This is a genomic window from Stutzerimonas stutzeri, assembly GCF_002909485.1.
GTDB lineage: Bacteria > Pseudomonadota > Gammaproteobacteria > Pseudomonadales > Pseudomonadaceae > Stutzerimonas > Stutzerimonas stutzeri_AH.
The window spans coordinates 1-13,948 of record NZ_PPXG01000005.1; the positions used below are offsets into that span (position 1 = coordinate 1).

General features: G+C 61.7%; 16 protein-coding genes. 2 read left to right on the plus strand and 14 right to left on the minus strand.

Annotation, left to right across the window (positions count from 1 at the left end; genetic code table 11):
- Window positions 1–115: 115 nt before the first annotated feature.
- Window positions 116–283: a hypothetical protein gene (locus tag CXK91_RS22725; protein ID WP_181003960.1), complete on the minus strand. Its 168-nt coding sequence runs from the start codon at window positions 281–283 to the stop codon at window positions 116–118.
- A 98-nt stretch (window positions 284–381) separates the two neighbouring features.
- Between CXK91_RS22725 and dinB the strand changes: the two genes are divergently transcribed.
- Entirely contained in the window at window positions 382–1,446 is a 1,065-nt protein-coding gene (gene dinB, locus CXK91_RS12665; protein WP_103456500.1) for a DNA polymerase IV, read from the plus strand.
- Between the two features lie 337 nt (window positions 1,447–1,783).
- On the opposite strand, the gene CXK91_RS12670 is transcribed toward dinB, so the two are convergent.
- From CXK91_RS12670 to CXK91_RS12705, 8 genes are all read right to left on the minus strand, one after another.
- Window positions 1,784–2,185 (minus strand): META domain-containing protein, encoded by a 402-nt coding sequence (locus CXK91_RS12670; RefSeq protein WP_103456501.1) that lies wholly within the window; start codon window positions 2,183–2,185, stop codon window positions 1,784–1,786.
- The gene (locus CXK91_RS12675; protein WP_103456502.1) at window positions 2,182–2,622 is read right to left on the minus strand and encodes a hypothetical protein; all 441 of its coding nucleotides are present in this window, start codon (window positions 2,620–2,622) and stop codon (window positions 2,182–2,184) included. Before CXK91_RS12675 ends, CXK91_RS12670 begins: the two co-directional genes overlap by 4 nt.
- Before the next feature lie 97 nt (window positions 2,623–2,719).
- Window positions 2,720–3,526, minus strand: coding sequence for a dienelactone hydrolase family protein (locus tag CXK91_RS12680; RefSeq protein ID WP_103456503.1), 807 nt, complete (start codon window positions 3,524–3,526; stop codon window positions 2,720–2,722).
- A gap of 164 nt (window positions 3,527–3,690) precedes the next feature.
- Complete coding sequence (locus CXK91_RS12685) at window positions 3,691–4,392, minus strand: ABC transporter ATP-binding protein (protein WP_103456504.1); 702 nt, start codon at window positions 4,390–4,392, stop codon at window positions 3,691–3,693.
- A gap of 2 nt (window positions 4,393–4,394) precedes the next feature.
- A complete protein-coding gene (gene livG, locus CXK91_RS12690; RefSeq protein WP_103456505.1) occupies window positions 4,395–5,162 on the minus strand; it encodes a high-affinity branched-chain amino acid ABC transporter ATP-binding protein LivG in 768 nt (255 codons plus the stop codon).
- A complete protein-coding gene (locus tag CXK91_RS12695) occupies window positions 5,159–6,415 on the minus strand; it encodes a high-affinity branched-chain amino acid ABC transporter permease LivM (RefSeq protein ID WP_103456506.1) in 1,257 nt (418 codons plus the stop codon). The genes livG and CXK91_RS12695 overlap by 4 nt, the downstream gene beginning before the upstream one ends.
- Window positions 6,412–7,335: a high-affinity branched-chain amino acid ABC transporter permease LivH gene (gene livH / locus CXK91_RS12700; RefSeq protein ID WP_103456507.1), complete on the minus strand. Its 924-nt coding sequence runs from the start codon at window positions 7,333–7,335 to the stop codon at window positions 6,412–6,414. The genes CXK91_RS12695 and livH overlap by 4 nt, the downstream gene beginning before the upstream one ends.
- A gap of 253 nt (window positions 7,336–7,588) precedes the next feature.
- On the minus strand, window positions 7,589–8,707 hold the full coding sequence (locus CXK91_RS12705) for a branched-chain amino acid ABC transporter substrate-binding protein (RefSeq protein WP_103456508.1): 1,119 nt from the start codon (window positions 8,705–8,707) through the stop codon (window positions 7,589–7,591).
- Between the two features lie 198 nt (window positions 8,708–8,905).
- On the opposite strand from CXK91_RS12705, the gene CXK91_RS12710 reads away from it, so the two are divergent.
- On the plus strand, window positions 8,906–9,223 hold the full coding sequence (locus CXK91_RS12710; protein WP_103456509.1) for a DUF2288 domain-containing protein: 318 nt from the start codon (window positions 8,906–8,908) through the stop codon (window positions 9,221–9,223).
- A 32-nt stretch (window positions 9,224–9,255) separates the two neighbouring features.
- On the opposite strand, the gene phnE is transcribed toward CXK91_RS12710, so the two are convergent.
- The 5 genes from phnE to CXK91_RS12740 form a co-directional block, all read right to left on the minus strand.
- The gene (gene phnE / locus CXK91_RS12715; RefSeq protein ID WP_103456510.1) at window positions 9,256–10,023 is read right to left on the minus strand and encodes a phosphonate ABC transporter, permease protein PhnE; all 768 of its coding nucleotides are present in this window, start codon (window positions 10,021–10,023) and stop codon (window positions 9,256–9,258) included.
- Window positions 10,020–10,853, minus strand: coding sequence for a PhnE/PtxC family ABC transporter permease (locus CXK91_RS12720; RefSeq protein ID WP_103456511.1), 834 nt, complete (start codon window positions 10,851–10,853; stop codon window positions 10,020–10,022). The genes phnE and CXK91_RS12720 overlap by 4 nt, the downstream gene beginning before the upstream one ends.
- Window positions 10,847–11,701 carry a phosphonate ABC transporter ATP-binding protein gene (locus CXK91_RS12725; RefSeq protein ID WP_103456512.1) on the minus strand — a complete coding sequence of 285 codons (855 nt, stop codon included), beginning with the start codon at window positions 11,699–11,701 and terminating at the stop codon, window positions 10,847–10,849. The genes CXK91_RS12720 and CXK91_RS12725 overlap by 7 nt, the downstream gene beginning before the upstream one ends.
- Window positions 11,702–11,720: 19 nt before the next feature.
- Complete coding sequence (locus CXK91_RS12730) at window positions 11,721–12,572, minus strand: putative selenate ABC transporter substrate-binding protein (protein WP_103456513.1); 852 nt, start codon at window positions 12,570–12,572, stop codon at window positions 11,721–11,723.
- A gap of 508 nt (window positions 12,573–13,080) precedes the next feature.
- On the minus strand, window positions 13,081–13,893 hold the full coding sequence (locus CXK91_RS12740) for an undecaprenyl-diphosphate phosphatase (RefSeq protein WP_103456515.1): 813 nt from the start codon (window positions 13,891–13,893) through the stop codon (window positions 13,081–13,083).
- Window positions 13,894–13,948 lie beyond the last annotated feature (55 nt).

Genomic DNA, 13,948 nt, shown 5'->3' on the forward strand with positions numbered 1-13,948 from the left:
CGTACAGCCTCTCGCTTGAACTCTGGGCTGTAGCGTTGATACCTACGTTTGTCGGTCATGGGACACCTTCCTCTCTGACGGTATAGTCACATTCGAGGTGTCCGTAAAATCAGGGTCAGTTCAGATCGACCCCATCCTTGTTGTCGCGAACCTGATCATCGCCGTGTTTTTCTTGCTGAATATTGGTGCCTTGCGGCTGGGTGTTCATCATGTCCTGATCAGCCATCACGGCTGCGGAAAAAAGCCCGCTGACAACGATCGCGCCTGCGTACAAGATTTTCATCTGAACCTCCGACTATCGGGGCGGTAAAGGACTTACCATCTCAATAACCGACCTGTCGCGCTGAAGATTCGTTCATTCCCTCCCGGTGCCCCGTTTTCGTGAGTCAGTCCGCTTTGCGCAAAATCATCCATATCGATTGCGATTGTTTTTACGCTGCGATTGAGATGCGAGACGATCCAAGCCTGGCACGGCGGCCGATTGCGGTCGGCGGCGCTGCAGATCGTCGTGGCGTCATCGCCACCTGTAATTACGAGGCGCGAGCCTATGGTGTGCGCTCGGCCATGGCTTCGGGGCACGCGCTGAAATTATGCCCGGATCTGCTGATTCTGCGCCCGCGGATGGATGCCTACCGCGAGGCATCGCGTGAGATCCAAAACATCTTCAGAACCTATACCGAACAGATCGAGCCATTGTCGCTGGACGAGGCTTATCTCGATGTGTCTGCCTGCGAGCATTTCTCTGGCAGCGCTACGCGCATTGCCGAGGACGTCCGTCGGCGAGTCTGGCAGCAGCTGCGTATCACCGTGTCGGCCGGCGTGGCGCCAAACAAGTTTCTCGCCAAGATCGCCAGTGAGTGGAACAAGCCGGACGGGCTGTTCGTCATCACGCCGGCGCAGGTGGATGAGTTCGTAAAGGACCTGGAGGTCAATCGGCTGCATGGTGTCGGCCGTGTCACGGCCGAGAAGCTGGCGCGGCTGGGGATTCGCACCTGCAGCGATCTGCGCGAGTGGGGTAGGCTGGAGCTGGTCCGCGAGTTCGGTGCGTTTGGCGAGCGGCTTTGGGGGCTTGCGCGAGGTATTGATGAGCGCCCCGTGCAGGTGGAAAGTCGGCGTCAGTCGGTAAGCGTCGAGCAGACATACGATCGGGATCTGCCTGATCTGGCGGCCTGTCTCGAACGTCTGCCGGAGCTGTTGCAACAGCTCACTACCCGTATGGCCCGGCTGGACAGCGGCTATCGGCCCGGAAAACCGTTCGTGAAGCTCAAGTTTCACGATTTTACCCAGACCACTATGGAGCAGGCTGGAGCCGGTCTCGAATTGGACGATTACGCGGACTTGCTTGCCATTGCCTTCTCTCGCGGCGCCCGCCCGGTTCGGCTGATCGGGGTCGGTGTGCGGCTGGTCGATCTGCGTGGTGGCTTCGAGCAGTTGAGCCTGTTTTGACGACTGTCGCTGTTTGCTTTCCTCGGAAAGCATGAAGCCGCTCTCGTGGAGCGGCTTCGGGTGTTGCGATAAAAGAGGGGAATCCCTGGCCTGCCTGTACCAGGGTCCCCGAAACTGGTTGATTCAGTCTATGCACTGGATGTGCCAGTTTCGTGAATAACTGGTGCAGGTGAGCCTAAGGTTATTGGAAATCAGCGCAGCGCCTTGGATATCAGTCTGCGGCTGCTGATTCGAATACCCATTTGGCCAACGCTGGAGGAGCAGTGGGGGAATAGTCCGGCCACCAAACGCCTTATGGCAGTGCGCATGCCATGTTGCATGCGCAGATATGGAGCGGTTAGTCCTGCTCGGGCCAGAGGCGTAGCGGTGTGCCTTCGGCTGGCCAGAGGCGCAGCTGATCGATGTTGGAAACGTCCCAGCGCTCGACTCGGTTGAGCAGATCGAGGAAGGCATGCTCCTGCTCCATGATCTCCTCAGCGCACAGCTTGCGTGTACTGCCCAGGTTGCTGAAGCGGAGCTGCTGTCCGTTCTGCTCGTAGCTGCCGAACCAGTGATTGCAACCGGCATTGCCGTAGGCGCGCCCTTCGCTGAGAGTGAGCGATACGGCGGTGCGGCCGATCACCGGCTCGTCGCCGATCCACTCGGCGATATAGGTGACGTCGCGCTGCAGCTCGAGTTGCTCGGTGGCACAGCCTGTGAGTCCGAGGGCGGCGATGAGTGGCAGGATTCGTGAAGTCATGCCTGTTGCTCCTTCTGGCAGCTGGGGCAGCGGTGTTGGTCGTTCTGGTCGGACCAGCCCAGTTCGGTGATGCGCGCCTGCGCGGCAGGCTTGCGGGCGGCCTCGCCGAGCTTGGCGTCGACGGCGAACTCGAAGTCCAGCTCTTTTCCACAGCTATCGCAGGCAACCTGCCAGTTGAGGATCTCAAGCTCGTGGAATACAGGCCCGTTGGCAACTGCCATCCATTGCCCGGGTGGATTGATCAGGTAGCGGACCTTATCGACGGTCAGTCGCTGTGATAGATCGCGGCTGCCCTTGAGGGTGACGATCAATACGTCGCCGCTGCGAATGGAGCCGCCATTACCGGTAACCTGATAGCGGCCAGGCACCAGCGCGCGGCATTCGGTGAGGGTGTGGGCGGGGTTGAGCAGGGTATAGCGGTAATCGTGTTCGGCCATGACTCGTGATCGACGGTGAGTTATGCGCGCAATGCTAGCACGCGTCCTGGCGGCAGGCGTGCCGCCAGGACGAATCACCTCCGAGAAGACTGTGTTCTTACTGCGCCCTGGCGGCTGCTGGTGTGCCGAATGTCTCCTCGAAGAAGCGCTGCATATCGCGCCAGGAACGCTCATCCGCGGCTTTCTGATAGGCCACGTCGAGACCGTGCTCTTTATGGGCGTCGGCGCCCGGATTGGTGAAGCCATGCTTGGCACCGGGCAGGCTGACGAACTGGTAGTCGGCGCCGGCCTTGACCATCTCGACGTTCAGCGCGGCGATGTCGTCGGTGCTGATCATGCTGTCTTCGCTTCCATGCTCGACCAGCACGCGCGCCTTGACGCTGCCTGGCGCGGCGCGGGTCTCGGTAGCAAGCGCGCCGTGGAAGCTGACCACACCATCCAGCGGAACGCCTTGGCGGGCCATGTCCAGTACCACCTTACCGCCAAAGCAGTAGCCGACGGCGCCGAGTTTGGCGGTATCGGTCCGGGCCTGTTCCTTGAGCAGGTCGAGGCCGGCATTGAAGCGTCCTTTGGCGGCATCGGCGTCCTTCAGCGCCGCCTGCATGAAGCTCATGGCGTCCTTCGGATGCTCGGTGTTCTTGCCTTCACCGTACATGTCGATGGCCAGGGCGCTGTAGCCTAGTTCGGCGAGGTCGCGAGCGCGCTGCTTGGCGTAGTCGTTCAGCCCCCACCATTCGTGAACCACGACGATGCCGGGTCGCTTGCCTTCTATGGCGTCGTCATAGGCGTAGTAGCCGATCATCTCGGTGCCATCGGCAGCGGTGTAGGGAATTTCCTGCGTCTGAATCTCGGCATTCGCAGTGACGCTGGCAGCCATGAGCAGGCCGAACAGGCAGTGGCGCATCTTGAGATCTCCTTGATGGTCGTTATGTGGCGAAGGGGGGCGAAGTAGGATAGCGGTTCTTCGACTGTGCGCGCAGCGCCTGGGTTCGGCCGTGCGATGGATACGCATAAAACGAACAAGCCCCGCCGGATGGCAGGGCTTGTTTGTAGCGCGTGGCAGAGGTGTCATCCGCCCAGGTAGGCGTCACGTACCTTTGGATCGGTCAGCAGGTCGTGACCGCTGCCCTGCATGACGATGTGACCGTTTTCCAGCACGTAACCGCGGTCGGCCAACTTGAGGGCCTGGTTGGCGTTCTGCTCGACCAGGAACACCGTCACGCCATCCTCGCGCAGCTGTTCGATGATCTCGAAGATCTGCTGGATGATGATTGGCGCCAGGCCAAGCGATGGCTCGTCGAGCAGCAACAGCTTGGGCTTGCTCATCAGTGCGCGCGCAATGGCGAGCATCTGCTGTTCACCGCCGGACATGGTGCCGCCGCGCTGCTGATAGCGTTCCTTGAGTCGCGGGAACAGGCCGAGCACCTTGTCCAGCTGCTCCTGGAAGTCCGTCTTGCCGGTGAAAAAGCCGCCCATGGAGAGGTTCTCTTCAACCGTCAGACGAGCGAAGATCCGCCGTCCCTCGGGCACCACGGCGATGGCCTTGCGCATGATGTCGCAGGTCTGCTGGCCAACCAGCTCCTCGCCCTGGAAGCGGATGCTGCCACTGGCCGCCTGCGGCGAGCCGCAGAGGGTCATCAGCAGGGTCGACTTGCCGGCGCCGTTGGCGCCGATCAGGGTGACGATCTCGCCTTGTTCCACTTGCACGTTGATGCCGTGCAGCGCCTGGATCTTGCCGTAGAAGGTTGAGACGTTTTCGAAAGTCAGCATGCTCACGCCTCCCCCAGATAAGCTTTGATCACGTCCGGATTGTTGCGCACGTCTTCAGGCGAACCATCGGCCAGCGGAGTGCCCTGGTTGATCACGTAGATGTAGTCGGAAATGCTCATGACCAGCTTCATGTCATGCTCGATCAGCAACACGGTAACGCCGTGCTCGTCACGCAGCATGGCGATCAGTGCCTTGAGGTCCTCGGTTTCCTTAGGGTTGAGGCCGGCTGCCGGTTCGTCGAGCATGAGGATGCGTGGGCGAGTCATCATGCATCGAGCGATCTCAAGCCGGCGCTGCTGACCGTAGGCGAGGGTGCCGGCCGGGCGATTGGCAACGTCGGTCAGGTTGACCTGCTCCAGCCAGTGTGCGGCGAAGTCCATCGCTGCGCGTTCACTCTTGCGAAACGCAGGCGTCTTCAGCAAGCCGGCAAGGAAGTTGGTGTTCAGATGACGGTGCTGAGCGACCAGCAGGTTTTCCACCGCCGTCATGTCCTTGAACAAACGGACGTTCTGGAAGGTACGCACCACGCCCTGGCGGGCGATCTTGTGGCCGGGCAAGCCTTGAATCGGCGTACCGTCGAGGAGGATTTCCCCAGCAGTCGGCTGATAAAAGCCGGTCAGGCAGTTGAATACCGTGGTTTTACCAGCGCCGTTGGGGCCGATCATCGAGACCACTTGCTTGTCGTGTACCGTAAGCCCTACGTCGTTGACTGCCAGCAGGCCGCCGAAGCGCATCATCAGGCCGCGTACTTCTAGAATCGGGCGGCTCATTGCTTCAACTCCAAGTGCGGGCGCTGCATCGGCAGCAGGCCTTGTGGACGCCAAATCATCATCAGCACCATCAGGGCGCCGAACATCAACATGCGGTATTCGCTGAACTCGCGCATCAGCTCGGGTAGCAGGATCATCACAATCGCCGCGAGGATCACCCCGAGCTGTGAGCCCATGCCGCCCAGCACCACGATGGCGAGAATGATCGCCGACTCGATGAAGGTAAACGACTCCGGTGAAACCAGGCCCTGGCGCGCGGCGAAGAAGCTGCCGGCGAAACCGGCGAAGGTTGCGCCAAGGGTGAAGGCCGAGAGCTTGATGACGGTGGGGTTCATGCCCAGCGCGCGGCAGGCGATCTCGTCCTCGCGCAGGGCTTCCCAGGCGCGGCCGATCGGCATGCGCAGCAGGCGGTTGATCACGAATAGAGTCAGCAGCACCAGAAGCAGGGCGATCAGGTAGAGGAAGATCACCTTGTTCACGGAGTTGTACGCTACTCCGAAGTACTCGTGGAACGTCTGCATGCCTTCGGCGGCACGGCGGTCGAAGGACAGGCCGAACAGGGTTGGCTTGTCGATGCCGCTGATACCGTTGGGGCCGCCTGTGACGCTGGTCATGTTGCGCAGCAGGATGCGAATGATCTCGCCAAAGCCGAGAGTCACGATGGCCAGGTAGTCACCGCGCAGACGCAACACCGGGAAACCCAGCAGGAAGCCGAACAACGCAGCCATCGCACCGGCGATGGGCAAGGCGGTCCAGAACCCTACACCGTAGTAATGCGAGAGCAGCGCATAAGTGTAAGCGCCCACGGCGTAGAAACCGACATAACCCAGGTCCAACAGGCCTGCCAGCCCCACCACGATGTTCAGGCCGAGGCCGAGCATCACGTAGATCAGGATCAGCGTAGCGATATCCACCGCGCCGCGTGATCCGTAGAACGGCCACACCAGCGCGACCAGCACCAGAGCCAGGATGATCCAGCGTTGCGTCGAGGGCAGGGTGAGGAAGTTGCCGGCACCGGCAGGTACGCTTGGCAGGTTCGGGCTCGCGGCCCAGCCAGCGGCCAGATGCGTGCGGAACAGCTGCCAGACGAACATGGCCACGGCGCAGGCGGCGATGATCCAGAAAGTACTGAGGTCGGCGCCATGTACTTCGACGCGGATGCCGACGGTGGTGAGCTTCAAGCCGAATACTGGAACCGCCACGGCGAAGACCAGTAGGGCGCTGAAGAAAGCTAAACGGAGATTGCCGCTCATACCTTTTCCACCTCTGGTCGGCCGAGGATGCCGGTGGGGCGGAACAGCAGCACTAGAATCAGCAGGCTGAACGCCACGACGTCCTTGTACTGATCGCCGAAGATATCAGCGCCGAAGGCTTCGGCCACACCGAGTACCAGACCGCCGAGCATAGCGCCCGGGATGCTGCCGATACCGCCGAGCACCGCCGCGGTGAATGCCTTGATCCCGGCGAGGAAGCCGATGTGCGGGTTGATTACGCCGTACTGCATGCTGATCAGCACGGCCGCGATGGCCGCCAGCGCTGCGCCGATGACGAAGGTCAGGGCGATGATGCTGTTGGTGTTGATGCCCAGCAGGTTGGCCATCTTCAAGTCTTCGGCGCAGGCGCGGCAGGCGCGACCGAGGCGTGACCGGGAGATGAACATCGTCAGGCCGTACATCGCGACGAAGGTGACCACGAAGATCAGGATCTGCATGTACGAGATCACCACGCCATTCATGGCGCTTTCGCCGATGACCAGATTGCCCGGCATCAGGTTGGGGATGGCCTTGTCCTTGGAGTCCTGCGCCAGCAGTACGACGTTCTGCAGAAAGATCGACATGCCGATTGCCGAGATCAGCGGTATCAACCGATTGCTGCCGCGAAGCGGGCGGTAGGCGACCCGTTCGATGCTGTAGCCGTAGGCGCTGGTGACGATCATGGCTGCGGCGAACGCGCCGATCATCAAGATCGGTAGTGCGTCCAGGCCCATCATGGACAGGCCGACAATCGCGATGAAGGTTACATACGAGCCGATCATGTACACCTCGCCATGGGCGAAGTTGATCATCCCGATGATGCCGTAAACCATCGTGTAACCGATGGCGATCAGCGCGTAGGTGCTGCCAACGGTCAGCCCGTTGATCAGCTGTTGTAAGTAGTGGTAAAGGTCAGGCATCACTGCGCTCCCGAAGTCCCCGTGCTTGCTTGCGGTCTGGTGCGCTGCCCACGTCGAACACACCGCACGCTTGGCGCGGCGCCACTGCGGTACGACGCCTTGCGGATCACGCAGGGCTCCGGTTCGAGGCGGGTCTGCTGTTCAGGCCGCTCGTCAGATTACAGGTATGGCAAGGCGGCCCGATGCTTGTGGCAGGGCCGCCTGCTAAAACAAAGCCCACAAGCGAGTGTGGGCTTTGCGAGGCTGATGGAAATTACTTGGCTTCGGTCTTGGTGCCGTCCTGGTGCCATTCGTAGACGACGAAATTGAAGTCTTTCAGATCGCCTTTTTCGTCGAATGCAAGCATGCCGGTCGGGGTGTCGAAGGTATTGCTGCGCAGCGCCTCGGCTACCTTGTCGGTGTCGGTGCTGCCGGCTTTTTCGATGCCTTCGGCGATGACCTGTACCGCGGCGTAGGCCGGGAATACGAACGGGCCGGTCGGGTCCTGCTTCTTGGCTTTGAAGCCGTCCACAAGCTCCTTGTTGCGCGGATCCTGATCGAACGACTTCGGCAGTGTCACGAGCATGCCTTCGGAAGCTGGACCGGCGATGGCGGAGATTTCCGAGTTGCCGACGCCTTCCGGACCCATGAAGCGTACGTTCAAGCCTTTTTCTTTGGACTGACGCAGCAGCAGACCCAGTTCCGGGTGATAGCCGCCGTAATAGATGAAGTCGACGCCTTCACGCTTGAGCTTGGCGATCAGCGAGGAAAAGTCCTTGTCGCCGGCATTGATGCCTTCGAACAGGCCGACCTTGACGTTCTTGCCTTCCAGGGTCTGCTTGACCGCAGTGGCAATGCCTTCCCCGTACTGCTGCTTGTCGTGGATGACTGCGACGTTCTTCGGTTTGACGTGGTCGGCGATGAAGTTGCCGGCGGTAGGGCCCTGCAGACTGTCCAGACCGATGGTGCGGAAGATCAGCTCATAGCCGCGGGAGGTGATGTCCGGACTGGTGGAAGCCGCGGTAATCATCAGGATGCCTTCGTCCTCGTAGATGTCGGACGCCGGCTGAGTGGAGCTGGAGCAGAGGTGGCCGACTACGAACTTGACGTTGTCGTTGACGATCTTGTTGGCCACCGCCACGGCCTGTTTCGGATCGCAGGCGTCGTCATAGCGAACACCCTTCAGTTGAGCGCCGTTCACCCCGCCGGCCTTGTTGATCTGCTCGATGGCCATTTCGGCCCCGATGAACTGCATGTCCCCGTACTGCGCCACCGGCCCTGTTACCGGCCCTGCCAATCCAATGCGGATGGTCTCGGCGGCCAGGGTGTAGCTGGCTGCGCCGGTCAGTGCCATTGCCAGGAAAATTTTCGAAAGACGCTGCTTGGTCTTCATAAGTGCTCCACTTGCTCGTTATTGTTTGAATCATGCGGACCGGAGTGCCGTTAAGAGGCGAACATCCCGAAACGCTCCGGCAACTGTACCGGCACAGTGTAGAAGTGTCTCCTGCGTTTGCACAGCCGGCAGATTCAACCGTTTGATGGGAATCGGGGCGCGGGTATCATTGCGCCCTTTTCGTTTCTGGTGAGTCCCATGGCTGACGACGCAAGCACTCTTTATGCCAAGCTGCTGGGCGAAACTGCAGCGATTACCTGGGAAGAATTGCAGCCGTTCTTTGCTCGCGGTGCGCTGCTGCAGGTATCTGGCGATGCCGATCTGGTGGAGGTCGCGCTAGCCGTCGCCGAGGATGATCGGAGCAGGGTCGCGATCTGGATGGATGGGGGGCAGTTGTCAAAGATGAGTGCCGAGCAGGCACAGGATTGGTTGGAGCGCGATCCGGACCTATGGGCCGTAGTAGTCGCCCCCTGGGTTTTGGTGCAGGAGCGCGGTCGGCAAGCTGTCGTGCACTGAAAAGGAGCGCGACGTCCAAGGATTGCCTGGGATCAGCTTCGCACCCAGCGTTGCCGTGCCCAGGCACTCAGGCTGTCCACCGCCAATACCATCAGCAGCATCGCCAGGATTACCGTCGAGGCCTGGGCTTCCTGAAACAGGCTCAAACTCATGTAGAGCATCTGACCGAGGCCGCCGGCCCCGACAAAGCCGAGCACGCTGGCCATGCGGATGTTGTTCTCCCAACGGTACAGCGTGTACGCCACCAGTTGCGGCCAGAGCGAGGGCAGCGTGCCGTAGCAGAAGGCTTCGATGCGTCCGCTTCCGGCCAGTCGCAGGGCATCACCGGGTTGTGCCGGGGTGTTTTCCAGCGCCTCGGCGAACAGGCGACCAAGCACGCCGGCTGTATGCAGGGCCAAGGCCAGGGTGCCGGCGTTCGGCCCGAGGCCCGCTGCCAGCACCATCAGCGCCGCCCACACCAGCTCCGGGATTGCCCGCAGAGCATTGAGCAGCAAGCGCGATGCCGCTTGTGGCAGCAGCCCGAAGCGGCCAGCCGCTGGCAGCGCCAGCAGTAGGCCCGCCAGGGCGGCGAGTACGGTGCCGACGGCCGACATTGCCAGCGTTTCCAGTGCCCCGAGACCGATGGCCTGAAGGTGCGCAGGCGACAGGTCGGGAGCCATGAAACCTGACGCATAAGCGGCCATTTGCCCGAGGCCGTCGCGGCTGAGCAGGGCGGCGCTTTCCAGCTGCAGAAACGTGAAAGCAGCGACCACCGCAGCGACCAGCCCAATTGGGATCAGCAGGCGCGACAGCAGCCTCATGCGAACCTCCAGCGCAGCAAACGGCTGAGCAGGTCGGCCAGCAGCACCAGCGCGAGGAACGTCAGCAGCATGCTGGCAACTTCGCCGCCGGCAAACATGCGCATCGACAGGTCCATCTGCTGGCCAAGCCCGCCGGCGCCAACGAAGCCCATCACCACCGAGGCGCGGATCGCGCACTCCCAGCGGTAGACGGTATACGACAGCATCTCGCCCGTAGCCTGCGGCAGTACGCCGTAGAGAAAGGCCTGCATCCGCGAGGCGCCGGCGCCGAGCAGTGCGCGGGCGGGCAATGGGTCGACCGATTCGAAGATCTCCGCGTAGACCTTGCCGAGCATACCGGCGTAGGTGATGGCGATGGCCAGCACGCCGGCGGTGGGGCCGAGGCCTACGGCACGCACGAAGAGCAATGCCCAGACGATCTCGGGAATGCTACGCAGTACGATCAGCAGCCCACGTACCGGCCAGCGCAGTGCCTGTGCCCACCAGGCCGGGCGGCCGCCGCGGCTGAGCGCCGAAAGCGACAGCGCACGCGTGGCGAGGAGGGCGCAGGGGATGGCGACGGCCAAGGCCAGGGTCATACCCGCGGTGGCGATGGCCAGTGTTTCCAGCGTCGCCTGCCAGAGCAGCCTGAGAAACTCGCCGCCGTGCTCCGGCGGCCAGAACGCTGAAACAAACGTACCCATGGTGTCGGCATTACTGCCATCGAACAGTACGCCCAGATCCAGCTCGCTCAGCTTCAGGCTGGGCCATAGAAGCGCCACGGCGAGCAGGGCCAGCATCAGACGCGGCGCAGCGGCAGGGTCGCGATGGGCGAGCGCGGGGTTCAGCATCGAGGAATGTTCAGTTGCGGCGCCGGCGCAGTGGGGGAGGCGGGAACATGCTCGAGCTGTTGGTTCGCATACAGCGCGGCCAGCTCGTCCGGACCGACCTCTGTGGCAGGTCTGTCGAACAGGATGCGGCCGTCTCGTACACCGACGATCCGCGGGAAGTGTTCCAGCGCCAGCTCCACCGCATGCAGGCTTGCCAGCAGCGTGGCATTTCGGCGTTGGGCCTCGCGGGTGAGCACACCTAAGGTGTGGCTGGCGAGTACAGGGTCCATGGCCGAGACGGGTTCGTCGGCGAGAATGAGGTCTGGCGCCTGGTAGAGCACGCGGGCAATTCCGACGCGCTGCAGCTGGCCGCCGGAAAGCTGGTCGCAGCGCATGTACAGCTTGTCGGACAGGTCCAGGCGCCCAAGCGCATCGGCGGCGCCCTGGCGGTCCAGTGGATAGATCAGGCTGAGCAGGCTTTTGAGCAGCGGCCATTGGCCAAGTCGCCCGGCCAGCACCGCGGTGACTACCCGCTGGCGCGGTGGCAGTGGCGGCGCCTGATGAATGAGGCCAATGTTGGCGCGCATCCGCTGGCGGGCGCCAGCGGCAAGCGTCCAGGGACGCTTGCCGAGCAGTTCGAGATCACCCTGGTCGGGCTTGAGCGCCGTGGCCAGCAGACGCAGCAAGGTGGTTTTGCCGGCCCCGGACGGTCCGATGATGGCGACACGTTCGCCTTGGGCGACTTGCAGATCAATCGCGCGCAGTGCGTTTTGTCCGCCGGCGTGGGTGTGGCCCACGCCGTGCAGCTTTAGCGCCGGCCCACGTTCGGTATTGCGGTCCGTCGCTGGCGGCGCTTGTAACGTGCTCATGTGCGATGAATACGCGGCGTCACTTCAGCAGTCCGGCAGCGCGTGCAGCTTCCTCGATGCCTTCGTAGTTCTCCGGCTTGGTCTCGATGAAGCGACTGGCAGCCTGCAGGTCGAGAATGGCCTTGTGTTCGGGGTTTGCCGGATCAAGCGCCAGGAACGCCGCTTTGATTTTCTCGACCAGCGCCGGGTCGAGGTTGCCGCGCACGGTCCAGTTGTAGTCGTAATAAGGTGGTGTGGTGGAGATAACGCGAACCTTATCGGTGTTGATCTTGCCCGCTGCGACCAGCTTGTCCCAAACCGACGCGTTGAGTACACCGGCATCGGCCTTGCCGGCTTCGACCCAGGCGGCGGTTGCGTCGTGGGCTCCGGAGTAGGCGATGCGCTTGAAAAATTTCTCCGGCTCGATGCCATCCTTGAGCATGAAGTAACGTGGCATCAAGCTGCCTGAGGTCGACGACACGGAGCCGAAGGCGAAGGTCTTGCCCTTCAAATCAGCCAGCGACTTCACTTCGGGATCAGCGGTGATGAACTTGCTGGTGAACTTCTCATCCTGTTCGCGCTGTACAAGCGGGATAGCATCGCCGGTCTTCAGGCGAGTCTGCACGAAGGTGAAGCCGCCTAGCCAAGCGAGATCGAGGCGGTCGGAGGCCAGGGATTCGACCACGGCGGCATAATCCGATACCGGGGTGAACTTCACCGGCATACCCAGTTGCTGCTCCAGGTACTCGCCCAGCGGCTTGAACTTGCGGATCAGCTCGGTAGGGGCTTCGTCGGGAATGGCGGAAACCCGAAGGACTTCAGCGGCGTGGGTGGTGACAATAGACAGGGACAGGGCAAGGCCGGCGACGGCTGCCAGGGAGCGCTTCAGCATTGAGGGTTCTCCGGTTCAATAGCGGAAAAAGCGCGCGGATTATAGAACCTGCGGCGCGTGAAGCGCCAAGCGAAAGCTGAGTGATGGCTCTAGTCGACACATAGGAAAAATATATTTAGAAATATCCTGAAACATGACGAACTTTTTTCGGGCGCAAGACCTAAGAGAACTGTAGTGGCCGAATATTAGCAATGTGCCACCCCCCCCCGTGCAGCGAAAGGAACGAATGTGAAGGGTAATGATAGGCGCCGGTCGACCGTGGTATGGGCGGATGGTCATTCGTTCAGGGAGGTCGCTCGGGTTCAAGCGCAACCTGTTGCCGATATGGAATCGATCAGTGTGCCGTTGACCAAGAAGATGTTTAACGAGGCCCGCATTGCGGCTGTGCTACTAGGCCCGTTACTCATCGATCTGCCTCAGGGCTAAGCTCACCTCTTCGGCGGGAGCTAACTAGCCGCGGCGCGACCGAGTCGCGACCGCGGCAGCTTTCTCACTCCGCTCGGCTCGTTCAGGCGCCGCTGAACAGCACAAGCAACACCACGCCGAGGATCACTCGGTAGATCACGAACGGCAGCATGCCGACCCGCTCCAGCAGCTTCAGGAAGATGTGGATGCACAGGTAGGCGCTTACCGCCGACAGCACCACGCCCAAGCCCATCGCTGTCCAATCCACAGATGCGCCACCTTCTACGAGATCGAGCGTGCTCAGCGCACTGGCGAGCACGATGATCGGGATCGACAGTAGAAAGGAGAAGCGCGCGGCGCCGGAACGAGACAGTCCCAGTAGCAAGCCTGCCGTCATGGTCACCCCAGAACGCGAAGTGCCGGGAATCAGCGCCAGAGCTTGCGCGCAGCCGATCAACAGGATGTCCTTCCAGGTAAGGCTGTGCTCATCGCGCGGTTGCGCAGTTCGTCGTCCGACCACGTCCGACCACCACAGCAGCAGACCGAAGCCGATGGTCGCCCAGGCGATCACCAGTGGCGAGCGCATCTGCACTTCGATGAAGTCCTTGAACAGCAGCCCGGCGATGCCGGCCGGAATGGTTCCGAGAATTACGGCCCAGGCCAGCCGGCTGTCACCCACGCGCTCACGGCGTGCCACCGAGGAGAACCAGTCGCGGGTCATGCCGAATACTTCCTGGCGGAAGTACCACACCACCGCGACCAGGGTGCCGAGGTGGACGGCGACGTCGAATGCCAGTCCCTGGTCTTCCCACCCAGCCAGGTGTGGGAAAAGGATCAGATGAGCCGAGCTCGATACCGGCAAGAACTCGGTAAGCCCCTGCACGATGGCCAGGACGATGATCTGAATTAAGTCCATTGCTTGTTTCCTGCGATGTTCTGGTGCACGCGCTTTGCCAAGCGGGAGTGCGTTG